We start from the raw sequence: 21,704 nt of genomic DNA, 5'->3' as shown, positions 1-21,704 counted from the left end.
AACTAGAGAGGGGGTGTGGGGAAGTGTTACAGCGGGTCCTCGATTTTTTTATTTTGCCTCCAGATTCATTGTGGCGAGGGGATAAATCCCCTCGCCACAAATGTGTTCTCTTGTCACCGTTGTGCTTGCTTGAAATCCAGGCAAAAAAAAACGGCCCGAAGGCCGTTTTTTTACTGCCACAGACTCAACCGCCCAGGTACGCCTCGCGCACTTTCGGATCGGTCAGCAGAGCTTCACCGGTGCCTTGCATCACCACGCGACCGTTCTCCAGCACGTACGCCCGGTCGGCGATTTTCAGCGCCTGGTTGGCGTTCTGCTCCACCAGGAACACCGTCACGCCATCCTTGCGCAGTTGTTCGATGATGTCGAAGATCTGTTGGATGATGATCGGCGCCAGGCCCAGGGAAGGTTCGTCAAGCAACAGCAGCTTGGGCTTGCTCATCAGCGCACGGCCGATGGCGAGCATTTGCTGTTCGCCGCCGGACATGGTGCCGCCGCGTTGGGTAAAGCGTTCTTTCAGGCGTGGGAAAAGGTGCAGCACCTTGTCCATTTGTTCCTGAAAGTCGCCCTTGTCGGTGAAAAAACCGCCCATGGCGAGGTTTTCTTCCACGGTCAGTCGGGCAAATACCCGACGACCTTCCGGCACCACCGCGATGCTCTTGCGCATGATGTGCGACGAGTCCTGGCCCACCAGTTCCTCACCCATGTAGCGGATGCTGCCGCTGTGGGCCTGGGGCGAACCGCAGAGCGTCATCAGCAGGGTGGATTTGCCGGCACCGTTGGCACCGATCAGCGTGACGATTTCGCCCTGGCGGACTTCGACGTTGACGCTGTGCAGGGCCTGGATCTTGCCGTAGAAGGTGGAAACGTTTTCGAACTGCAGCATTTACGCTTCCCCCAGGTAGGCTTTGATCACTTCAGGATTGTCGCGGATCTGTTCCGGCGAACCATCGGCCAGGGGCGTGCCCTGGTTGATCACGACGATGTGGTCGGAAATGCTCATGACCAGTTTCATGTCGTGCTCGATCAGCAGCACGGTGACGTTGTGCTCCTCACGCAGCACGCCGATCAGGGCCTTCAGGTCTTCGGTTTCCTTCGGGTTCAGGCCGGCGGCCGGTTCGTCGAGCATGAGGATCCGCGGACGGGTCATCATGCAGCGGGCGATTTCCAGGCGTCGTTGCTGACCGTAGGCCAGGGTTCCGGCGGTACGGTTGGCGAACTCCTTGAGGTTGACCTTCTCCAGCCAATACTCGGCGTACTCCATGGCCTCGCGTTCGCTCTTGCGGAACGAAGGGGTCTTGAACAGGCCGGCAAAGAAGTTGGTGTTCAGGTGACGATGCTGGGCGATCAACAGGTTCTCGACCGCCGTCATGTCCTTGAACAGCCGCACGTTCTGGAAGGTGCGCACCACGCCCTTGCGGGCGATCTGGTGGCCGGGCAGGCCCTGGATCGGCTCGCCGTCCAGCAGGATCGTGCCGCCGGTGGGTTGGTAGAAGCCGGTCAGGCAGTTGAACACGGTGGTCTTGCCAGCGCCGTTCGGCCCGATCAGTGCAACCACCTGTTTCTCTTTCACGGTCAGGGCCACGCCGTTGACCGCCAGCAAGCCGCCGAAGCGCATGCTCAAGTTTTCGACTTTCAGAATCTCGCGGCTCATTTGCGCAGCTCCATGTGCGGGCGTTGCATAGGCAGCAGACCTTGAGGACGCCAGATCATCATCAGCACCATCAAGGCGCCGAACATCAACATGCGGTATTCGCTGAATTCACGCATCATTTCCGGCAACAGGATCATCACGATCGCCGCCAGGATCACGCCCAACTGCGAGCCCATCCCGCCCAGCACCACGATGGCGAGGATGATCGCCGACTCGATGAAGGTGAAGGATTCCGGCGTCACCAGGCCCTGGCGCGCGGCGAAGAAACTACCGGCAAACCCGGCGAACGCGGCGCCGAGGGTGAAGGCCGACAGCTTGATCACGGTTGGGTTGAGACCCAGGGCACGGCAGGCGATTTCGTCTTCACGCAACGCTTCCCACGCACGGCCGATGGGCATGCGCAGCAGGCGATTGATGACGAACAGCGCAGCCAGGGCCAGCAACAGTGCAACCAGGTAGAGGAAAATCACCTTGTTGATCGAGTTGTACTCCAGGCCGAAGTACTCGTGGAAAGTCTGCAGGCCTTCGGCGGCTTTACGTTCGAAGGTCAGGCCGAAGAACGTCGGCTTCTCGATGTTGCTGATGCCGTTCGGGCCACCGGTGATGTCGGTCAGGTTACGCAGGAACAGACGGATGATCTCGCCAAACCCCAGGGTCACGATTGCCAGGTAGTCACCGCGCAAGCGCAGCACCGGGAAGCCCAGCAGGAAACCGAAGGTGGCGGCCATCATCCCGGCGATCGGCAGGCAGATCCAGAAGCTCAGGCCGAAGTAGTGGGACAGCAGCGCATAGCTGTAGGCGCCGACGGCGTAGAAACCGACGTAACCCAGGTCCAGCAGGCCGGCCAAGCCTACGACGATGTTCAGGCCAAGGCCGAGCATGACGTAGATCAGGATCAGCGTGGCGATATCCACCGCACCGCGTGAGCCGAAGAATGGCCACACCAGTGCCACGACGATCAGGGCCAGTATGATCCAGCGCTGGGTGGTCGGCAGGGTCAGGAAGTTGCTGGCCTTGGCCGGGATCACCGGCAGGCCGGGCGAAGACTTCCACATGGCGCTGACCTGCGTGCTGAACAGCACGCGCAGGAACATCAGCAGCGAACACACGGCGATGGTCGCCAGGATGGTCGGGCTGGTGCCATGCACTTCCAGGTTGATGCCGACGATGGTCAATTTCAGGCCGAGTACCGGATACGCGACCGCCCAGACCAACAGCGCGCTGAAGAGCGCCGATTTAAGATGTTTAGTCATACCTTCTCAACCTCCGGACGGCCCAGGATGCCGGTCGGCCGGAATAGCAGAACCAGGACCAGTAAGCCGAACGCGACGACGTCCTTGTACTGGTCGCCAAAAATGTCGGCGCCAAAGGCTTCCGCCACGCCCAGCACCAGCCCGCCGAGCATCGCGCCGGGGATGCTGCCGATGCCGCCCAGTACCGCGGCGGTGAAGGCTTTCAGGCCCACGAGGAAACCGGCATTGGGGTTGATCACGCCGTATTGCATGCTCAACAGCACCGCGGCGATGGCCGCCAGGGCCGCACCGATGACGAAGGTCAGGGCGATGATGTTGTTGGTGTTGATGCCCAGCAGGTTGGCCATCTTGATGTCCTCGGCACAGGCGCGGCAGGCGCGACCCAGGCGGGAACGGGAGATGAACAGCGTCAGGCCGAGCATGGCGACCAGGGTCACCACGAACACCACGATTTGCATGTAGGAAATCAGCACTTCATGTGCCCCACCTGGCCCGATGGCAATGTTGCCCGGAATCAGGTTGGGAATGGATTTGTCCTTGGAGTCTTGCGAAAGCAGTACCGTGTTCTGCAGGAAGATCGACATGCCGATGGCGGAAATCAGCGGGATCAGACGGTTGCTGCCGCGCAGGGGGCGGTAAGCGATCCGTTCGATGCTGTAGCCATACGAACTGGTGACCACGATGCTCGCGATGAACGCCGCGGTCATCAACAGCGGGACACTGTCGAGTCCCATCATGGCCAGCCCGGCGATGGCGATGAACGCCACGTAGGAGCCGATCATGTACACCTCGCCGTGGGCGAAGTTGATCATTCCAATGATGCCGTAAACCATCGTATAGCCGATGGCGATCAGGGCATACGTGCTGCCAACGGTCAGGCCGTTAACCAGCTGTTGGAAAAAGTGATAGATGTCAGGCATTACAGCGCTCCTAAAAACCTGATACGCATTTCACTGGTGGAGTCATTTTCCCGCCCGGGCCCCATGGATCTGCATCCACTTCGAGCACGAGGTTTGCCAGCGAACCGCTGATGACGGTTTTGAGATTTTCAGGTGGGGAGACTGGCGGATCACGCCAGCGCGGCCCAATACATTTAAAACAAAGCCCACGGCACGCCGTGGGCTTTATTGGCAGTCAGTCAGGCCAGGCCTTACTGCGGCGAAGCTTCGGTTTTAGGTTTGCCGAAATGCCACTCGTAAACCACGAACTTGAAGTCCTTCAGGTCGCCCTTCGCGTCAAAGCTCAGGTCACCGGTAGGGGTCTTGAAGGTGCCGGCGTGGATGGCTTCAGCCACTTTGCCTGCGTCTTCGCTCTTGGCAGCCTTGATGGCGTCGGCGATCACGGTCACTGCGGAGTAGGACGGGAACACGAACGGACCGCTCGGGTCTTCTTTCTTGGCCTTGAAGGCGTCAGCCAGGGCGATGTTGGCAGGGTCCTGGTCGAAAGATTTCGGCAGGGTTACCAGCAAGCCTTCGGAAGATTCCTTGGCGATCTGCGAGATGGAGTCGTTACCCACGCCTTCCGGACCCATGAACTTGGCTTTCAAGCCTTTTTCCTGGGATTGACGCAGGATCAGGCCCAGTTCCGGGTGGTAGCCGCCGTAGTAGACGAAGTCGACGTTGGCTTGCTTGAGCTTGGCGATCATCGAGGAGAAGTCTTTGTCGCCGGCGTTCACGCCTTCGAAGACGGCCACTTTCACGCCTTTGTCTTCGAGGGTTTTCTTCACGGCGCTGGCGATGCCTTCACCGTATTGCTGCTTGTCGTGCAGGACCGCAACGATTTTCGGCTTGACGTGGTCGGCGATGTAGTTGCCGGCCGCAGGGCCCTGGGCACTGTCCAGGCCGATGGTGCGGAAGATCATCTTGTAGCCGCGAGCGGTGATGTCCGGGCTGGTGGCGGCCGGGGTGATCATGATCACGCCTTCGTCTTCATAGATGTCCGAAGCCGGCTGGGTGGAGCTGGAGCACAGGTGGCCGACCACGAACTTGATGCCGTCGTTGACGACTTTGTTCGCGACCGCGACCGCTTGTTTTGGATCACAGGCGTCATCGTATTCAACGGCTTCAAGTTTCTTGCCGTCGACGCCGCCCTTGGCGTTGATCTGTTCGATGGCCATTTTGGCGCCACTGAACTGCATGTCGCCGTATTGGGCTACAGGGCCGGTTTTTGGGCCGGCGATGCCGATCTTGATGGTGTCGGCGGCGAACGAATGGCTGGCAACCCCGGCCAGAACCATAGCGGCAAACAGTTTGGAAATCTGCTTAGTAGCCTTAGTCATAGTGCTCCACTCATGCTGTTGTAGTTTTTATAGTCCTGGCGCCGTAGCAGCAGAACCGGGTCAGATATCTTGGATACCCTCGCGGAAAATGCCCCCGGCAACTGTACCGGTACAGTGTAGAGCGCCGATTGTTGGCAAGGGAAGCTGGCGCTTGGGGGCAAAACCTGAGGCTGTCGCTTTATTGAAAGAAAAAGACAGAATAGCGGCGGGGGTTGTCCGGTCAAATCGGCAATCCTTGGCGTTCCTGCGCTTTTCAATCGGTGCTGCAATTGCTACCGGGTTTTTCTGCCAGACCACCGACGTTATTATTCGCGCCGATTTCTTTTCCGGACAGGTCCCATGAATCAAGAACCTAGCACCCTCTATGCCAAACTGCTTGGTGAAACCGCATCCATCACTTGGAAAGAGCTGGAGCCGTTCTTCGCCAAGGGTGCCCTATTGTGGGTCGATCCGGCACTGGATTTGATCGCCGCCGCCGAAGCCGTGGCCCAGGACGAAGGTACCAAAGTCGCCGCCTGGCTGGCCGCTGACCAGGTCGCCAAGCTGTCTGAAACGCGGGCGCTGGATCTTCTTGAGCGTGATCCGCAGCTTTGGGCGGTGGTGATTTCGCCGTGGATTATGATCCAGGAAAGGGCGTCGAACTGATCGATGCACCAACTTGGTTCGAGTTTTTTCTCGGGTGAAAGTGTGTAGGTGAGTAGCGTGATGGCGTCCTGCCGTGGCGAAACGCCACAGGGCAGGGTGACGTATACGTAACGGGAACAGTTCATGGGGCGGCCTTGGGGCTGCTCAATTGTTTCTGGATGTTATCTCGGTGGTGTATTCAAGGCCGCCTTCGCGAGCAAGCCCGCTCCCACAGTGGACCTCGGTTCCATGTGGGAGCGGGCTTGCTCGCGAAAGGGGCGATGCGGTGCTGCGGCTACCTCAATACGTCCTGCCAGTATGGTTATTCAAGGAAATAACCTTGGTCTTGCCAATGCGATGACGGTAGATCTCGCGCAGGTACTTGATCGCCTTTTTCACGCAGTCCCGGGACAGGCGGATGTCGTTGATCGAGACAAACTTATCCTTATCGTTGATCAGCTCGCGGTATTTTTTCTCGTACATCGGCTTGATCGCGTACCAGTTGGTGTCGAGGATTTTCGCCGGGTTTTCGAACTCGTTGAGCAGGTCGTCGATGCGCTCCTCGTCGAAGTCTTCATTGATGATGAAGTCCAGGATCGAGTTGTCCAGGGTGTCGTCGAAGCGGTATGGCGTGCGAGCGAAGCAACGTTTGATGAAGGCCACGATCAGGGTCAGGAAGTCATCCGACAGGCACGGGCTCTTGGCGATCAGGGTGGTCAGCGACAGGTTGGCCGAGGCGCCGATCACCAGCGCGTAACGCTTGAGGGTGGTGTTGGGGAACAGGCTGTTGAGGTGGGTCTTGAGCCGGTTCAGGTCCATGTAGGACAGCTTGTAGTCCTTGGGCAGCGAGACGATCGACACCACCGACGAGCAATTCTTGAAGAAGTGCAGGTCATGCAAGGCCGCCGCGTCGTAGCCGGAGTTCTTGTATTGCTCCAGCGAGGCCCGGTAGCGCTTGGATTCGATCGGCAACAGGCTGATGCCTTCGATGGCCTGGGTGACTTTGTTGAAGTGCGGCAGGTCGATGGAACGGAAGAACAGGTCGTCGATGTTCAGGCGCGGCGGTTCTTTCTCGAACACCTTGAACTTGTCGCCGCTGGGCGCCGGGGTTTCCGGGACAACGGACTCTGCATAGGCAATCGCCACCGGGCCGGCCAGGCTCATGAACAAGTCGTTGGCGTCCAGGCGAATGGTCTCGCCGATGTCGATGCCGGCACGGCGGAAATAGTTCTGGTCGTAGTCGGTGGTGACGGCCTGGGCTGTCAGGATGTTGAAGATCTGCTGGGAGATGTACTGGTTGGCGTGCTTCTCCATGGCATTGACATCAATGTTCTGGATGTTGCCGTCGTCGCTCTCTTCGGCGTAGCGCATGATGTCGTTGGAGATCAGCATCATCGCGTTCCACGGACGGATACGCCCCATGACGCTGGCTTCGCTGCTGTCTTCGTTGGCGAAGTTGTACGAGAAATCCCATTCTTCCGACAGATATTTGCACAGCAGGCGTCCGGCGTTGATGTGCAACGCTTCGGACATTTCGCTGCGATGATCGGAAATGTTCGGCAGCACGCAGATGCCGCTGGTGAAGATCGGCTCGAAGACGAAGGAATGACCGCTCTTGCTGTCATGTTCGTCCATCGGTTTGGTGTCGAACGTCTTGTTCATGTACGAGTACTGCTGGGCCAGGCCGAACTCCGAGGCCATGCCCGAACCGGTACCGCCGCCGGCACTGAAGATCGAGAAGTACAGGCGCGACTGGTTGGCCTTGATGCCGCAGCTGTCGATCAGGTACGAGTGGATCATTTTCCAGTCGGGGCTGGAGAAGCGCTGGGTGTCCTTGTTCAGGATGATCTTGGCCAGGTACTGGCCCAGGATCGGCGCGTTACCGGCACCACCGGCGTGGACTTCCGACAGGTCCATGATTTTCATTTTGCTGTAGTCGCGCAGGAAACCGCTTTTTTCGCCCTTGCGCGAGAAACGGATACGCCCGGCGATGTCCTTGTCCAGGTCGCCGAGCATCACCAGCGGTTCCACCAGGAACACCGGTTTGCTGGCCTTGCTGGTGCCCAGGCGCAAATTGTTGCGGATCCACTGTGCGGGGCTGTAGCCCTTGTCGCTGTAGGCCTTGTCTTCAGCATTGAATTCGTTGAGGTAGAACTTGCGGGCGTTGTACACCAGCTCCGCCACGTCGAGGGCGATGTTGGAGCCGCAGCGACCCAGGCCGATCAGGCAGACCGAGGGGAATTCCTGCTGAGTGCGGTCGCTCTCGTCCTCTACCAGATGGGGCGGTCGTGGAAACACCGCGTCGCGCAGGCCGTCGAGGTTGTCGAGGATGCGGTCGGTGTTGGTTTCGGTGAAATACAGATACTGCTGAGTCGACAGGGAACGTGAGCGCCTCGGCGGCTTCGGGGTTTCAGGACCGTTGGCGGCCGGGCTCAGGGTCAGATCGGATACTGCAGTGGCTGTTTTTTTGGAAGTCATTATGCGCCATATGCCTGAACTGGTTGGTTCGACGAGCGCTGTCATCGAACCATCGCGGATGGGAGCTCGCGTCCTTGGTTGGCGCGAAGGTCGGCCCCAAGCGTTCAGGGCTGTAGCCTGAGCGCCGCTCGGGAGATTCTTTCCTGATAAGTTGAATCGGCCACCCAAAGACGATCTTTAATCAAGAATGGGCGAAATGATGGCAATTGTTACAGAAAATTGACCGCTATCAATAAACACGCCGCTCGCCATGGTCGGGTATCAGCCTTGCGAATGATTGGAGACAGTCCACGTGCCGCTGTCTAGATTGCAGATTCCGGGCGCGGTCACGAATGCCCCATAACAATAAAGAGACGGACCCATGCAGAACTCGACCCAAGCGGCGAATGCCTGGCGCATTCTGTTCCTGCTGTTCCTGGCCAACCTGTTCAACTTCTTCGACCGCACCATCCCGGCGATCATCATCGAACCGATCCGTATGGAATGGAGCCTCAGCGACTTCCAGATCGGCATCATCGGCACCGCCTTCACCATCGTCTACGCCATCGCCGGCTTGCCCCTGGGCCGCTTGGCCGATACCGGTTCGCGCAGCAAGTTGATGGGCTGGGGGCTGGCGAGCTGGAGCGCGCTGACGGCGGTCAACGGCCTGGTGGGCAGTTTCTGGGCGTTCCTGCTGGTGCGCATGGGCGTGGGGATCGGCGAAGCCAGTTACGCGCCGGCCGCCAATTCACTGATCGGCGATTTGTTCCCGGCCCATCGGCGGGCGCGGGCCATGGGTATCTTCATGCTGGGCCTGCCGATTGGGTTGCTGCTGGCATTCTTCACCATCGGGGCGATGGTCAAGGCGTTCGACAGTTGGCGTGCGCCGTTCTTTATCGCGGCGGTGCCCGGTTTGGTGCTGGCGTTGTTCATGTTCTTCATCAAGGAACCCAAGCGCGGCGCGGCGGAAACCGTGCAGGTGTCCCAGGAAAAGGTCGACCGGCCGATCCGTCGGGTGCTGGTGATTCCCACCTTCCTGTGGCTGGTGCTGGCCGGGTTGTGTTTCAACTTTGCCACCTATGCCTGCAACTCATTCCTGGTGCCCATGCTGCAGCGTTACTTCCTGATGCCGTTGCATGAGGCGGCCGTGGCCACCGGGATCATGGTGGGTGTAACGGGGTTGTTCGGGCTCACCCTTGGCGGCTGGGTTGCGGACAAAATCCACCAGCGGGTGCCTAACGGCCGCCTGCTGTTCGCAGCGTTCAGCCTGGCGATTTCGACGGTCACCACGGCGTGGGCCCTGCATGCCGGGCGCATTGAAATCGGCGTGTTCGTGGCGGTGTTCAGCGTCGGTTGGCTGTTTGCCTATAACTTTTACACCTGCGTCTACACCGCGATCCAGGACGTGGTGGAGCCGCGCCTGCGCGCCACGGCGATGGCGTTGTACTTTGCCGGGCTGTATTTGCTCGGTGGCGGCCTGGGGCCGGTGGTGGTGGGCGGCTTGTCCGACTACTTCGCCCGCACGGCCATGGCAGCCGCAGGTGTCGACCAGATGAGCGAAGCGTTCAAGGCCATCGGCCTGCACGACGCGATGTATCTGATCCCGGTGGCGCTGTTCCTGACCATGGTGTTCCTGTTCCTGGCCTCGCGCTGTTTCGTGCGTGATGCCAAGCGGATGAAGGAGGGGATGAGCGCGGTGGTGACGCCGGTGGGTGCGGCGGCGACGGCTTGATCGCGTAGGAGCTGTCGAGCGAAGCGAGGCTGCGATCTTTCCACAACCCATTAAGTTGAGGGCGAAAGATCAAGATCAAAAGATCGCAGGCTTCGCCAGCTCCTACGGAGCCCAACGGGGCGGTGCGACGTTTCGCTAAATTCCCTCGTCACAGGGTTTGTGTTTCAACCGTGTTTTGTGTGATCGCGGCTACCCAGCGTTTTCATCCCGCCCACGCAGCAGGCGATTGGGCATCGCCACCGCCGCCGCCAATCCCAGCAGCGACACCGCCGCGCTGATCAGCAGCAAATCCCGGAACGTCGTCTGCAACGCCTGGCGCAAGGCATCCTGTGCTTCCCCCGGGGCAGCGTTCAGGCCGTCCAGCAGAATGTTGCCGGAATGTCCTTCGCCGATCAGTGCCGAGCCGGTGAACTGGACGAAGCTTGAGTCCTTAAGCAGGGTCAGCAGCAACGCCGACATCAGTGCCACGCCCACCGCGCCGCCGAGGGAGCGGAACAGGTTGGTGGTGCTGGTGGCGACGCCGATGTCTCGTTGCTGCACCGAGTTCTGCGCACCCACCAGTGAAGTGGGGAACTGCATGCCGGAGGCGATGCCGCAGAGCAGCATGAACAGGCTGCTGAGCCAGAACGCGCCGGGCGGGGTGAGGGCCATGCCGAGGATGGCGAGCGGAAAGAGCAGGGCGCCGCTGAGGATCATCGGTTTGTAGCGACCTGTGACCGAGGTGCGGCGTCCGGCGAAATACGCCCCCATGGGCAACCCCATCGCCAGCGGCAGCAAGTGCAACGCCGCGCTGTCGGCGCCAGCGCCGGTCACGCTCTGAAAGCGCAACGGCACCAGCACCGTCAGGGAGATCGCCTGGAAACTGGTGAAGAACACCGTGCACCAACACAACACCGCGCTGCGGTTGACGAACAGGTGCATCGGCAGCAACGGCTCCGGGGCCCGGCGCTCCTGCCAGACGAACAGCCCCAACGCCACCCCCGCGCCACCCAGCAACCCCAGCACTTCGCGGCTGTGCCAGGCGTGGCCCTGGCCGATTTGGGTAATGCCTAACAGCAATGCAGTCAAGCCTATGATCAGCAACACGGTGCCCAGGTAATCGATGATCGGCGTGCGTTGCGGCACCGGCAGCCCGACCAGGGCGCGGCGGGCCACCCACCAGGCCGTCAGGCCCAGCGGCAGGTTGATCAGAAACACCCAGCGCCACGACAGGTATTCGGTCATGTAGCCGCCCAGCACCGGCCCGGCCACGCTGGCCAACGCGTACATACCGCTGAAATACCCCTGATAGCGGCCGCGCTCGCGGGGCGCGATGATGTCACCAATGATCGCCTGGCTCACGGAAATCATCCCACCGGCGCCGATGCCCTGGAGAATCCGTGCCAGGACCAACTGCTCCATGTTTTGTGCCAGGCCACAAAACAGCGAGGCCAGGGTGAACAGGCCCATGCCCAGCAGCATCAGCGGGCGTCGGCCGTACAGGTCGCCGAGCTTGCCGTAGATCGGCACCGCCACGGTCATGGCGACCATGTAGCCGGAAATCACCCAGGCCAGCAGGCTGACGTCCTTGAACTGTGCGGAAATGGCCGGCATTGAGACGGCAACGATGGTTTGGTCCAGGGCGCCGAGAAAAATCGCCAGCATCAGGGCCACCAGCACGCTGCGGATGGCTGGCGTCGGCGCTTGAGGGGTATTGAGCTGAGTCACGGCAGATCCTGCGGGCGCCGAAAAGGCAAATGGGACAAGCCCGCAGTTTAAGTCGATAGGCGGCTATTCGATAGCCTCATAAGGAAGTCCGACGTAGTTTTCCGCAATGGTTTTGCGTCCGGCCTCGGAGTCGACGAAATACTCCAGCTCCGCTTCGCTGATGCGCTGGTTGAAGGCGTCGTCGTCGAAGCGGTGCAGCATTGAGGTCATCCACCAGGAGAACCGCTCGGCTTTCCACACGCGCCGCAGACAGATGGCCGAATACTTCTCCAGCAAATCCACGCGGCCGTCGCGATAGACCTTGAGCAGAATGTTGAACAGCGTGCTGACGTCGCTGGCCGCCAGGTTCAGGCCCTTGGCGCCGGTCGGGGGGACGATGTGGGCCGCGTCGCCCACCAGGAACATCCGGCCGTATTGCATGGGCTCGACCACGAAGCTGCGCAGCGGCGCGATGCTTTTCTCGATGGATGGGCCGGTCACCAGCGCTTCGGCCAGATCGGCGGGCAGGCGGTTTTTCAGTTCGCTCCAGAAGCGCTCATCCGGCCATTCGGCCACTTGCTCCTCGGCGGGTACTTGCAGGTAATAACGGGTGCGGGTCTTGGAGCGCATGCTGCACAGGGCAAAACCGCGTTCGTGACGGGCGTAGACCAGTTCGTCGTGAACCGGCGGGGTATCGGCCAGGACGCCGAGCCAGCCAAACGGATAGACCCGCTCGAAGATTTTCAGTTTTTCCGCCGGAATCGACTGCCGCGCAACGCCATGGAAGCCGTCACACCCGGCGATGTAATCGCAGTCCAGGCGCCAGGAGTCCCCTTGGTGTTCGAAGGTCACGAAAGGCCGGTCGGTTTGCATGTCGTGGGGCTGGGCGTTGTTGACCTGATACAGCGTGCGTGCGCCGGCGGCTTCACGGGCGGCCATCAAGTCTCGGGTGACCTCGGTCTGGCCATAGACCATGACGTTTTTGCCGCCGGTCAGCCCCTTGAGGTCGATGTGCACTCGACGATCGTTGAGTGCCAGCTCAAAACCGTCATGGGGCAAACCTTCGGCGTCCATGCGCTGGCCGACGCCGGCCTGGCGTAGCAGTTCGACCATGCCTTGCTCCAGCACACCGGCGCGGATGCGGCTCAGTACATAGTCCGGGGCTTGGCGCTCGAGGATGACGGTGTCGATGCCAGCGTTGTGCAGCAACTGGCCAAGCAGCAGGCCAGAAGGGCCGGCGCCGATGATAGCGACTTGGGTCTTGAGGATTTTCATTGTTGTTATGACTCGCACGAAGCACGCGACCAGGGTCGGTGTTGATTGGGGTGCTTGCATTTTTCGCTTGCGGGCCTGTCAATTGAAGGGGAAAACTGAGCCGATACCTGTACTTTTTGCCAATCGGTGCGATTATCGCCCGCAACCCCAGGCCGATCCTCGTGATGAAAAAAACTGACCTGCCTTCGATTCCGGTGTTCAAGCTCTACGGCGAAAGCCAGGACTGGCCGACGCCGGATCTGCTGCACTGCGAAACCATTTCCAAGCGCAGCCGCGAGCACCAGTGGGAAATCAAACCCCATCGGCATGCCGACCTCTGCCAGTTGTTGTTTGTGTTCAAGGGCCAGGCAGAACTGGAGATCGAAGGCCAGCGCACGCAACTTGCCGAGCCAGCGGTGCAGATCCTGCCGCCGCTGTCGGTCCATGGCTTTCGTTTTTCCGAAGATGTGGAAGGTTACGTGGTGACCCTGGCGGCACCGCTGGTGACGCACTTGCAAGCGCAGTTGGGCCATTCGGTCAACGTCCTGGCCCAGGCCGAAAGCTATCCGGCCGGGGAGAACGCCACCTACCTCAACAGCCTGTTCAGTGCCTTGCAGGCCGAATACGTCGGTCATCAGCCGGCCCGGGAAATGCTGATGCATGCCTTGGTTAGCGTGATCATGGTCTGGGTCAGCCGCCAGGTGATGCAGCGACGCACCTCCACCCAGCGCCCGCAACGGGCCCGGGAATACCTCAACGGGTTCATTCAGTTGGTGGAAGAAACCTACCGCCAGCACGTCAAGGTCGAAGACTTGGCCCATCGCCTGGGCATCTCGGTGTCGCACCTCAACGGCACCTGCCGCGAGCTGGCGGGGCAACCGGCGTTGCAGATCATGCATGAGCGCCAGTTGTTGGAAGCCAAGCGGCTGCTGACCTACACCGGCCTGACCATTTACGAGATTTCCGAAATGCTCGGGTTTTCCGACCCGACCAACTTCACCCGGCTGTTTCGCCGGCGCGTCGGCATCTCGCCCAAAGCCTTCCGCGACCGGCTCAAGACCGATCAGCCGGACGACTGAACACGCTTCAGCGCAGAGCGTTCAGGCTCGCGCTGTGGGGGATGCAACGTTCGAAGTTGCAGCTGGCGTATTCACGGGGCAATTGTCTGGCCTGCTCGACCCGATAGGCCGCGGTGCCATACAGCGCAAGGGTGGCGGCGCAGGTGAGGAAAATGGCGAGGCGTCTTTTTATTTTAATGTTCATGGCGGTGACCTCTGAACGAATACCCTGGGGTACTACATTGAGCATAGGTCAGCGCAGATGAGTTGCCAGTCAAACAGGTACGGGATGTACCCGATATTCAGGACGCTGATAACCCCTGTGGGAGCGAGCTTGCTCGCGATGGGGGCGGGTCAGTCACCGTGCGTGTCGACTGATCTACCGCTATCGCGAGCAAGCTCGCTCCCACAGGGGATTGGGTTGTTCTTTTAAGCGGGTTACGCCAGGTGCTCAGGCTTCATCGGATCCCCAGGCTTGACGTCCAGTTGATGACGCACGTCTTCGAACATTTCGTCGTAGTACTTGTGCATCGAGCCGATGCTGGCGTTTTTGGGCAGGCCGTATTTCTGGGCGATGCGTGTGGCGTGGCGGGCGAAGTCGAAGGCCAGGTCCTTGGCCAGGAAAAAGCTCTCGTCCAAGGTGTTGTCCTCGACCGTACCATGCACCCGGAATGACATGCCGGTGCCTTCCTTGGGGTCCTGCGCAACTTCGTAGTCGATGCACAGGTTGTAGCTGAAATCTTCCTTGTTCAGCGCGTGGCGCTCCATGTGCAGGTGACCGGGTTCGAACATGGCCATAATCGACTCTCCTTCGAAGGCATGGGAGTAGGGCAGACCCTGAGTCCGCCCGGTAAGTTTCCTGTTACCGATAAGTGATGCCGGGTGTTGCCGTGCTGATGCGAGTGCCGGCGGTGCCTTGGACGATAGCATTGATGTCTGAAAGCGACCCGATCACCGCGACCTTGCCAGTGTTGCGCGCGAATTCGCAGGCGGCCTGCACCTTTGGGCCCATGGAACCGGCGGCAAAACCGAGTTTTTCCATGGCGTCGGGGTGGGCCTGGGCGATGGCTTTCTGGGTCGGCTTGCCGAAATCGATGAAGGCCGCGTTGACGTCGGTGGCGATCACCAGCAGATCGCTCTCCAGTTGTTCGGCCAGCAGCGCCGAGCACAGGTCCTTGTCGATCACCGCTTCCACGCCTTGCAGTTTGCCGTTGGTGTCGTACATCGTCGGGATGCCGCCGCCACCGGCGCAGATCACGATGCTGCCCTTTTCCAGCAGCCACTTGATCGGGCGGATTTCAAAGATGCGCTTGGGCCGTGGGCTGGCGACCACGCGCCGGAACTTGTCACCGTCCGGAGCGATGGTCCAGCCTTTCTCGGTGGCGAGTTTCTGCGCCTCCGCTTTGCTGTAGACCGGGCCGATGGGTTTGCTGGGATGTTGGAAGGCCGGGTCGTTGCCGTCCACTTCGACCTGGGTCAGCAGCGTGGCAAACGGCACGTCGACGTCCAGCAGGTTGCCCAGTTCCTGTTCGATGATGTAGCCGATCATGCCTTCGGTTTCGGCGCCGAGCACGTCCAGCGGATACGGCGTGACCGAGGTATAGGCCGCCGCCTGCAGCGACAACAGGCCAACCTGCGGGCCGTTGCCGTGGGCGATGACCAGTTGGTTGCCTGGGTGGATTTTCGCGATCTGTTCGGTCGCGGTACGGATGTTGCTGCGTTGGTTGTCTGCGGTCATGGGTTCACCCCGACGCAGGAGGGCGTTACCGCCCAGGGCAACGACGATGCGCATGGTGTTGTCCTCTGACAGAGAAATAATGGACGACTCGGTCTCCTTGTGGGAGCGGGGTTGCTCGCGAAAGCGGTGTGTCAGTCGAAATGACTGTGCCTGTTACTCCGCCTTCGCGAGCAAGCCCGCTCCCACACTGGATCGCATTCCAGCATGGGAGCGGGCGGTGTTCAGATATCCGCCAGCGCCGACACCAGGATCGCCTTGATGGTGTGCATGCGATTTTCCGCTTGCTCGAAGGCGATGTTGGCCGGGGATTCGAAGACCTCTTCGGTCACTTCCACGCCGTTGGCCAGGTTCGGATAGCGCGCGGCGATGTCCTGGCCGACCTTGGTTTCGCTGTTGTGGAACGCCGGCAGGCAGTGCATGAATTTCACCCGGGGGTTGCCCGAGGCTTTCATCATTTGCGCGTTGACCTGGTACGGCAGCAGTTGCTCGATGCGCTCGTCCCAGGCTTCCACCGGCTCGCCCATGGACACCCAGATGTCGGTGTGGATGAAGTCCACACCCTTGACCGCTTCCTTGGGGTCTTCGGTGATGGTGATGCGCGCACCACTTTCGGCGGCGAAGGCCTGGCACTGGTCGATGAAATCCTGGTGCGGCCACAGGGCTTTCGGCGCGCCGATGCGCACGTCCATGCCGAGCTTGGCGCCGATCATCAGCAGTGAATTGCCCATGTTGTAGCGGGCATCGCCCAGGTAGGCGTAGCTGATGTCATGCAGCGGCTTGTCGCTGTGTTCGCGCATGGTCAGGGTGTCGGCGATCATCTGGGTAGGGTGGAATTCGGCGGTCAGGCCGTTGAACACGGGCACCCCGGCGAACTTGGCCAGCTCCTCGACGATCTCCTGTTCGAAGCCACGGTATTCGATGGCATCGAACATCCGTCCCAGCACGCGGGCGGTGTCTTTCATGCTCTCCTTGTGGCCGATCTGCGACGACACCGGGTCGATGTAGGTGACGTGGGCGCCCTGGTCATGGGCCGCGACTTCGAAGGCGCAGCGGGTGCGGGTCGAGGTTTTCTCGAAGATCAGCGCGATGTTCTTGCCCTTGAGGTGTGGCTGTTCGGTGCCGGTGTACTTGGCACGCTTGAGGTCACGGGACAGGTCCAGCAGATAGTGCAGCTCGCGGTTGGTGTGGTGCATCAAGCTCAGCAGGCTGCGGTTGCGCATGTTGAAAGCCATGATATGGATCTCCTTGGGTGTCGGTTATCCCCAGGGCCGGAATCGGGTAAACGCCGGCCCTGGCTCAAAGATCAGTAATCGATAGGGTCGCGAACAATCGGGCAGGTCATGCAATGGCCGCCGCCACGGCCTCGGCCCAGTTCGGCGGCGCTGATGGTGATGACTTCCACCCCGGCCTTGCGCAGCAGGGTATTGGTGTAGGTGTTGCGGTCGTAGCCGATTACCACGCCCGGTTCCAGGGCCACCACGTTGTTGCCGTCGTCCCACTGTTCGCGTTCGGCAGCGAAGCTGTTGCCGCCGGTTTCCACCACCCGCAGTGCCGGCAGCTTGAGGGCGGCGGCCACGGTATCGAGGAAGCTGCCTTCCTCGCGGCGCACGTCGATGCCGCCGGGCTTGCTCTCGTCGGGGCGCAGGGAGAACGCGACGATCTGGCTCACCACTTCCGGGAAAATCGTCACCAGGTCGCGATCGCAGAAGCTGAACACGGTGTCCAAATGCATGGCTGCCCGGGATTTCGGCAGGCCAGCGACGATCACCCGCTCCACGGCGTTGTGCTTGAACAGGTTCAGCGCCAGTTGGCCAATGGCCTGGCGGGACGAGCGCTCACCCATGCCGATCAGTACCACGCCGTTGCCGATGGGCATCACGTCGCCGCCTTCGAGGGTGGCGTTGCCGTGGTCCTGGTCCGGGTCGCCGTACCAGATCTGGAAGTCGGCCTGGGTGAACTCGGGATGGAACTTGTAGATAGCGCTGGCCAGCAGGGTTTCCTGGCGGCGCGCCGGCCAATACATCGGGTTCAGCGTCACGCCGCCGTAGATCCAGCAGGTGGTATCGCGGGTGAACTGGGTGTTGGGCAGCGGCGGCAGGATGAAACTGGAGTGCCCGAGAAAGTCGCGGAACATCTGGATGGTCTTGCCGCCGAAACTGTCCGGCAGGTCATCGGCCGAGACGCCGCCGATCAGGAACTCGGCGATGTGGCGTGGCTCCAGGCTGCGTAGCCAAGAGTCGACTTCATGCACCAGGCCCAGGCCGACCGAGTTGGGGGTGATCTTGCGTTGCAGGATCCAGTCCAAGGCCTCGGGGATGGCAACGATGTCGGTCAACAGGTTGTGCATTTCCAGCACGTCGACGCCACGCTCGCGCATCTTGGTGACGAAATCAAAATGGTCGCGCTTGGCCTGGTTGACCCACAGCACGTCGTCGAACAGCAGTTCATCGCAGTTGTTCGGCGTTAACCGCTGATGGGCCAGGCCTGGGGAACACACCAGGACTTTACGTAATTTACCGGCTTCGGAATGAACGCCGTATTTCACTTTTTCCGTGGTCATTACAAATCCTCCAGTTAAAACAATCAGCCATTTACAAGGTCAGGAAGCCGTCGTAGAGCCCGTAGGCAGCCACCAGGGCGCCTGCGACTACTGCGGCGAAAATCAGCTTCTCGACAGCGGTGAAAATCGGTTTGCCCAACTCGTGCTTGGCTTTGGCGAACAGGATCGCGCCGGGGGCGTAGAGCAGGGCGGACAGCAGCAGGTATTTGATCCCGCCGGCATACAACAACCACATCGCGTAGATCAGGGCGATGGCGCCGATGATCAGGTCCTTGCGGCGGTCGGCCAGGGCGTTCTCATAGGTTTCACCGCGCACCGCCAGCAGCAGCGCGTAGGCCGCCGACCACAGGTACGGCACCAGGATCATTGAGGTGGCTAGGTAGATCAGTGACAGGTACGTGCTGGCCGAGAACAGGGTGATGACCAGGAACAGCTGAACCATCGCATTGGTCAGCCACAGGGCATTGGTCGGTACGTGGTTGACGTTTTCGCGGCGCAGGAACGCCGGCATGGTGTGGTCCTTGGCGGCGGCGAACATGATCTCGGCGCACAACAGCACCCAGGACAGCAGGGCGCCGAGCAGCGAGATGATCAAGCCGACGCTGATCAGCACCGCGCCCCAGTGGCCCACCACATGCTCCAGCACAGCGGCCATGGACGGGTTCTGCAGTTTCGCCAGTTCCGGCTGGGTCATGATCCCCAGGGACAGCACATTCACCAGCACCAGGAACAACAGCACGGTGATGAAACCGATCACGGTGGCCTTGCCCACGTCCGAGCGTTTTTCGGCGCGGGCCGAGAAAATACTCGCGCCCTCGATGCCAATGAATACCCACACGGTGACCAGCATCATGTGGCGCACCTGGTTCATCACGCTGCCCAGGTCCGGGTTTTTCAGGCCCCAGATGTCGGCGGTGAAAATATCCAGCTTGAAGGCGAACACCGCGATCAGCACAAACAGCGCCAGTGGTACGACTTTGGCGACCGTGGTGACCAGGTTGATGAACGCTGCCTCCTTGATGCCGCGCAGTACCAGGAAATGCACGGCCCACAGCAGCACCGACGCACCGATCACCGCCGCGACGGTGTTACCCTCACCAAAAACCGGGAAGAAGTAGCCCAGGGTGCTGAAGAGCAGGACAAAGTAACCGAGTAACCGACGTTGCCCAGCCAGGCGCTGATCCAGTAGCCCCAGGCCGATGAGAAGCCCATGTAGTCGCCGAACCCGGCCTTGGCGTAGGCATACACACCGCCGTCCAGATCGGGCTTACGGTTGGCCAGGGTCTGGAAGACAAAAGCGAGGGTCAGCATGCCGACGGCGGTAATCGCCCAACCGATCAGCACCGCGCCGACATCGGCACTGGCGGCCATGTTTTGCGGCAAGGAAAAGATTCCCCCGCCGATCATCGACCCGACCACCAACGCGACCAGCGCACCCAATCGCAGTTTTCCGGGGGTATCAGACATTGTGTGACTCCAATGCAGGAGAAGAGAGTTGCCAGACTAAGTCCATTTGAAACTTAGGCATCTGATCTGGATCAGTGGCGAGCAACAATTCGTTGTTGATAAATGAGTTGTCGATCAACCTTCAAGTATTGAACGTTGTCGAACAGGACCGTCCCATAGACGGTTGTCCCCAGGAAGTGGCCGTTTTTCGGGGGGGAGAAGTTGACCCTAGTTGGTTTCCACCAATAGGCAAGTATTCAGAGAGGATTGGCCATCTGAAAAATAGCGGCCCTAACATAACGATATTTCATATAAATGTCGGACAATAATCCGGGCATTGATTAATGGCGTTATTCAATAAAATTATGACGCTTCCTCTACTTAATTCTTAGCGAGCACACATGGCGCAGCCGCTGCTTAAACTACGACTCGGCGCATTGATTGCGTTGGTGGTGGGTTCGATGATTGGCGGCGGGATCTTTTCCCTGCCGCAAAACATGGCGGCCCGGGCCGATGTCGGTGCCGTGTTGATCGGTTGGACAATCACGGCGGTGGGCATGCTGGCCCTGGCCTTCGTGTTCCAGACCCTGGCCAACCGCAAACCGGAACTGGACTCGGGCGTATACGCCTACGCCAAGGCCGGGTTCGGCGACTACATGGGGTTTTCATCGGCCTGGGGCTACTGGATCAGCGCCTGGATGGGCAACGTGGGTTACTTTGTCCTGTTGTTCAGCACCTTGGGTTACTTCTTTCCGGTGTTCGGCCAGGGCAACACGCCAGTGGCCATCGCGTGTGCGTCGTTGCTGTTGTGGGCCGTGCATTTTCTGGTGCTGCGGGGGATCAAGGAGGCGGCGTTCATCAATCTGGTGACCACCATCGCCAAGGTCGTGCCGCTGGTGATGTTCATCGTCATCGCCGCCGTGGCGTTCAAGGCCGAGGTATTTACCCGGGATATCTGGGGGGCGATGAACCCGGACTTGGGCAGTGTGATGAACCAGGTGCGGCACATGATGCTGGTGACGGTGTTTGTGTTCATCGGTATCGAAGGCGCCAGCGTGTATTCGGCGCGGGCGGAAAAACGTGCGGATGTAGGGCGGGCGACGGTTATCGGGTTCCTCGGGGTGCTGGCGCTGTTGGTGCTGGTGAGCGTGCTGTCACTGGGTATCATGGGCCAACCGGAATTGGCGCAGTTGCAGAACCCATCCCTGGCCGGAGTACTGGAACACATTGTCGGGCCGTGGGGCGCATTGCTGATCAGCTTGGGGTTGGCGGTGTCGCTGCTGGGGGCACTGCTGTCCTGGGCGCTGCTGTGCGCGGAAATCCTCTACGCCACCGCCCGGGACAAGACCATGCCGGCATTTCTCTCCAAGGAAAATGCCAACCATGCGCCGGTCAATGCGCTGTGGCTGACCAATGGAATGATCCAGCTGTTTTTGCTGATCACTTTGTTTTCCGCGGGCACCTATACCAGCCTGATTTATCTCGCTTCGTCGATGATCCTGGTGCCTTATCTGTGGTCAGCGGCTTTTGCGGTATTACTTTGCGCGCGGGGTGAAACCTACGAACGGGCCTCGGCCCGGCGCTTGAAAGACCTGTGCATTGGCGCCATCGCGCTGGTTTATGCGGTGTGGCTGTTGTACGCCGGTGGGATGAAATACCTGCTGTTGTCAGCGTTGTTGTATGCGCCGGGGGTGATCCTGTTTGCCCAGGCCAAGCGGGAGCAGGGGCTGCCGTTGTTCACCCATGTGGAAAAGGGAATTTTTGCTTGTGTGATGGCGGGGGCGGGGTTGGCGGCTTATGGGTTGTACAGTGGGGTTTTGGCGTTGTGAGGGCGTTGAGCGCTCATGCTGTGGCGAGGGAGCTTGCTCCCGCTGGGCTGCGCAGCAGACCCAAAAACAGGGCCGCTGCGCGCCCCAGCGGGAACAAGCTCCCTCGCCACAGGGGCCGGCTTGTCCGGTGTTTGA

18 protein-coding genes and 1 pseudogene are annotated in these 21,704 nt (G+C 60.3%); 4 read left to right on the top strand and 15 right to left on the bottom strand.

Annotated features, from left to right (window positions below):
- Nucleotides 1–184: 184 nt before the first annotated feature.
- The 6 genes from ACWNZ1_RS26975 to ACWNZ1_RS26950 form a co-directional block, all read right to left on the bottom strand.
- Entirely contained in the window at nt 185–886 is a 702-nt protein-coding gene (locus tag ACWNZ1_RS26975) for an ABC transporter ATP-binding protein (protein WP_014336889.1), read from the bottom strand.
- On the bottom strand, nt 887–1,654 hold the full coding sequence (gene livG / locus ACWNZ1_RS26970) for a high-affinity branched-chain amino acid ABC transporter ATP-binding protein LivG (RefSeq protein ID WP_135844030.1): 768 nt from the start codon (nt 1,652–1,654) through the stop codon (nt 887–889). It abuts the gene before it with no gap.
- Complete coding sequence (locus tag ACWNZ1_RS26965; protein WP_135844031.1) at nt 1,651–2,907, bottom strand: high-affinity branched-chain amino acid ABC transporter permease LivM; 1,257 nt, start codon at nt 2,905–2,907, stop codon at nt 1,651–1,653. Before ACWNZ1_RS26965 ends, livG begins: the two co-directional genes overlap by 4 nt.
- The gene (livH, locus tag ACWNZ1_RS26960) at nt 2,904–3,827 is read right to left on the bottom strand and encodes a high-affinity branched-chain amino acid ABC transporter permease LivH (protein WP_135844032.1); all 924 of its coding nucleotides are present in this window, start codon (nt 3,825–3,827) and stop codon (nt 2,904–2,906) included. Before livH ends, ACWNZ1_RS26965 begins: the two co-directional genes overlap by 4 nt.
- Nucleotides 3,828–4,057: 230 nt before the next feature.
- On the bottom strand, nt 4,058–5,185 hold the full coding sequence (locus ACWNZ1_RS26955) for a branched-chain amino acid ABC transporter substrate-binding protein (RefSeq protein WP_135844033.1): 1,128 nt from the start codon (nt 5,183–5,185) through the stop codon (nt 4,058–4,060).
- A 60-nt stretch (nt 5,186–5,245) separates the two neighbouring features.
- Nucleotides 5,246–5,533: a hypothetical protein gene (locus tag ACWNZ1_RS26950; RefSeq protein WP_265072778.1), complete on the bottom strand. Its 288-nt coding sequence runs from the start codon at nt 5,531–5,533 to the stop codon at nt 5,246–5,248.
- On the opposite strand from ACWNZ1_RS26950, the gene ACWNZ1_RS26945 reads away from it, so the two are divergent.
- Nucleotides 5,525–5,830 carry a DUF2288 domain-containing protein gene (locus ACWNZ1_RS26945; protein ID WP_135844035.1) on the top strand — a complete coding sequence of 102 codons (306 nt, stop codon included), beginning with the start codon at nt 5,525–5,527 and terminating at the stop codon, nt 5,828–5,830. The genes ACWNZ1_RS26950 and ACWNZ1_RS26945 overlap by 9 nt on opposite strands.
- Before the next feature lie 279 nt (nt 5,831–6,109).
- On the opposite strand, the gene ACWNZ1_RS26940 is transcribed toward ACWNZ1_RS26945, so the two are convergent.
- Nucleotides 6,110–8,287, bottom strand: coding sequence for a hypothetical protein (locus ACWNZ1_RS26940; protein ID WP_135844036.1), 2,178 nt, complete (start codon nt 8,285–8,287; stop codon nt 6,110–6,112).
- Nucleotides 8,288–8,648: 361 nt separating this feature from the next.
- Here ACWNZ1_RS26940 and ACWNZ1_RS26935 point away from each other — a divergent pair, with 361 nt between their 5' ends.
- The gene (locus ACWNZ1_RS26935; RefSeq protein WP_456027981.1) at nt 8,649–9,998 is read left to right on the top strand and encodes a spinster family MFS transporter; all 1,350 of its coding nucleotides are present in this window, start codon (nt 8,649–8,651) and stop codon (nt 9,996–9,998) included.
- A gap of 189 nt (nt 9,999–10,187) precedes the next feature.
- On the opposite strand, the gene ACWNZ1_RS26930 is transcribed toward ACWNZ1_RS26935, so the two are convergent.
- A complete protein-coding gene (locus ACWNZ1_RS26930; RefSeq protein WP_135844038.1) occupies nt 10,188–11,705 on the bottom strand; it encodes an MDR family MFS transporter in 1,518 nt (505 codons plus the stop codon).
- A gap of 63 nt (nt 11,706–11,768) precedes the next feature.
- Nucleotides 11,769–12,959, bottom strand: a complete 1,191-nt coding sequence (gene pobA / locus ACWNZ1_RS26925; protein WP_256452285.1) for a 4-hydroxybenzoate 3-monooxygenase — start codon at nt 12,957–12,959, stop codon at nt 11,769–11,771.
- A gap of 164 nt (nt 12,960–13,123) precedes the next feature.
- On the opposite strand from pobA, the gene ACWNZ1_RS26920 reads away from it, so the two are divergent.
- Nucleotides 13,124–14,017 carry a helix-turn-helix domain-containing protein gene (locus ACWNZ1_RS26920; RefSeq protein WP_265072780.1) on the top strand — a complete coding sequence of 298 codons (894 nt, stop codon included), beginning with the start codon at nt 13,124–13,126 and terminating at the stop codon, nt 14,015–14,017.
- Nucleotides 14,018–14,024: 7 nt separating this feature from the next.
- Here ACWNZ1_RS26920 and ACWNZ1_RS26915 read toward each other — a convergent pair whose 3' ends face one another.
- From ACWNZ1_RS26915 to arcD (ACWNZ1_RS26890), 6 genes and pseudogenes are all read right to left on the bottom strand, one after another.
- The gene (locus ACWNZ1_RS26915) at nt 14,025–14,201 is read right to left on the bottom strand and encodes a hypothetical protein (protein ID WP_178084239.1); all 177 of its coding nucleotides are present in this window, start codon (nt 14,199–14,201) and stop codon (nt 14,025–14,027) included.
- A gap of 233 nt (nt 14,202–14,434) precedes the next feature.
- Nucleotides 14,435–14,794, bottom strand: coding sequence for a DUF5064 family protein (locus ACWNZ1_RS26910; protein ID WP_256452286.1), 360 nt, complete (start codon nt 14,792–14,794; stop codon nt 14,435–14,437).
- Between the two features lie 64 nt (nt 14,795–14,858).
- Nucleotides 14,859–15,788, bottom strand: a complete 930-nt coding sequence (arcC, locus tag ACWNZ1_RS26905; RefSeq protein ID WP_135844041.1) for a carbamate kinase — start codon at nt 15,786–15,788, stop codon at nt 14,859–14,861.
- A gap of 167 nt (nt 15,789–15,955) precedes the next feature.
- On the bottom strand, nt 15,956–16,966 hold the full coding sequence (locus ACWNZ1_RS26900) for an ornithine carbamoyltransferase (protein ID WP_072409646.1): 1,011 nt from the start codon (nt 16,964–16,966) through the stop codon (nt 15,956–15,958).
- A gap of 71 nt (nt 16,967–17,037) precedes the next feature.
- Entirely contained in the window at nt 17,038–18,294 is a 1,257-nt protein-coding gene (gene arcA, locus ACWNZ1_RS26895; RefSeq protein ID WP_256452287.1) for an arginine deiminase, read from the bottom strand.
- Nucleotides 18,295–18,325: 31 nt separating this feature from the next.
- A pseudogene (gene arcD / locus ACWNZ1_RS26890) lies at nt 18,326–19,761 on the bottom strand (arginine-ornithine antiporter).
- A gap of 380 nt (nt 19,762–20,141) precedes the next feature.
- Between arcD (ACWNZ1_RS26890) and arcD (ACWNZ1_RS26885) the strand changes: the two are divergent.
- Nucleotides 20,142–21,569 (top strand): arginine-ornithine antiporter, encoded by a 1,428-nt coding sequence (gene arcD / locus ACWNZ1_RS26885; RefSeq protein WP_135844044.1) that lies wholly within the window; start codon nt 20,142–20,144, stop codon nt 21,567–21,569.
- The last annotated feature ends 135 nt before the right edge of the window (nt 21,570–21,704 follow it).

The sequence above is a fragment of the Pseudomonas sp. CFBP 5748 genome (assembly GCF_053850495.1).
This window is presented reverse-complemented; position numbering and strand designations above follow the sequence as displayed.

Bases quoted from the DNA above. Each gene is read 5' to 3' on its own strand.
- ACWNZ1_RS26910 (WP_256452286.1), bottom strand. From the start codon at position 14,794: ATGGCCATGTTCGAACCCGGTCACCTGCACATGGAGCGCCACGCGCTG.
- arcA (WP_256452287.1), bottom strand. From the start codon at position 18,294: ATGACCACGGAAAAAGTGAAATACGGCGTTCATTCCGAAGCCGGTAAA.
- ACWNZ1_RS26915 (WP_178084239.1), bottom strand. From the start codon at position 14,201: ATGAACATTAAAATAAAAAGACGCCTCGCCATTTTCCTCACCTGCGCC.
- ACWNZ1_RS26975 (WP_014336889.1), bottom strand. From the start codon at position 886: ATGCTGCAGTTCGAAAACGTTTCCACCTTCTACGGCAAGATCCAGGCC.
- livG (WP_135844030.1), bottom strand. From the start codon at position 1,654: ATGAGCCGCGAGATTCTGAAAGTCGAAAACTTGAGCATGCGCTTCGGC.
- livH (WP_135844032.1), bottom strand. From the start codon at position 3,827: ATGCCTGACATCTATCACTTTTTCCAACAGCTGGTTAACGGCCTGACC.
- ACWNZ1_RS26920 (WP_265072780.1), top strand. From the start codon at position 13,124: ATGAAAAAAACTGACCTGCCTTCGATTCCGGTGTTCAAGCTCTACGGC.
- ACWNZ1_RS26935 (WP_456027981.1), top strand. From the start codon at position 8,649: ATGCAGAACTCGACCCAAGCGGCGAATGCCTGGCGCATTCTGTTCCTG.
- ACWNZ1_RS26965 (WP_135844031.1), bottom strand. From the start codon at position 2,907: ATGACTAAACATCTTAAATCGGCGCTCTTCAGCGCGCTGTTGGTCTGG.
- ACWNZ1_RS26955 (WP_135844033.1), bottom strand. From the start codon at position 5,185: ATGACTAAGGCTACTAAGCAGATTTCCAAACTGTTTGCCGCTATGGTT.
- ACWNZ1_RS26945 (WP_135844035.1), top strand. From the start codon at position 5,525: ATGAATCAAGAACCTAGCACCCTCTATGCCAAACTGCTTGGTGAAACC.
- pobA (WP_256452285.1), bottom strand. From the start codon at position 12,959: ATGAAAATCCTCAAGACCCAAGTCGCTATCATCGGCGCCGGCCCTTCT.
- ACWNZ1_RS26940 (WP_135844036.1), bottom strand. From the start codon at position 8,287: ATGACTTCCAAAAAAACAGCCACTGCAGTATCCGATCTGACCCTGAGC.
- arcC (WP_135844041.1), bottom strand. From the start codon at position 15,788: ATGCGCATCGTCGTTGCCCTGGGCGGTAACGCCCTCCTGCGTCGGGGT.
- arcD (WP_135844044.1), top strand. From the start codon at position 20,142: ATGGCGCAGCCGCTGCTTAAACTACGACTCGGCGCATTGATTGCGTTG.
- ACWNZ1_RS26900 (WP_072409646.1), bottom strand. From the start codon at position 16,966: ATGGCTTTCAACATGCGCAACCGCAGCCTGCTGAGCTTGATGCACCAC.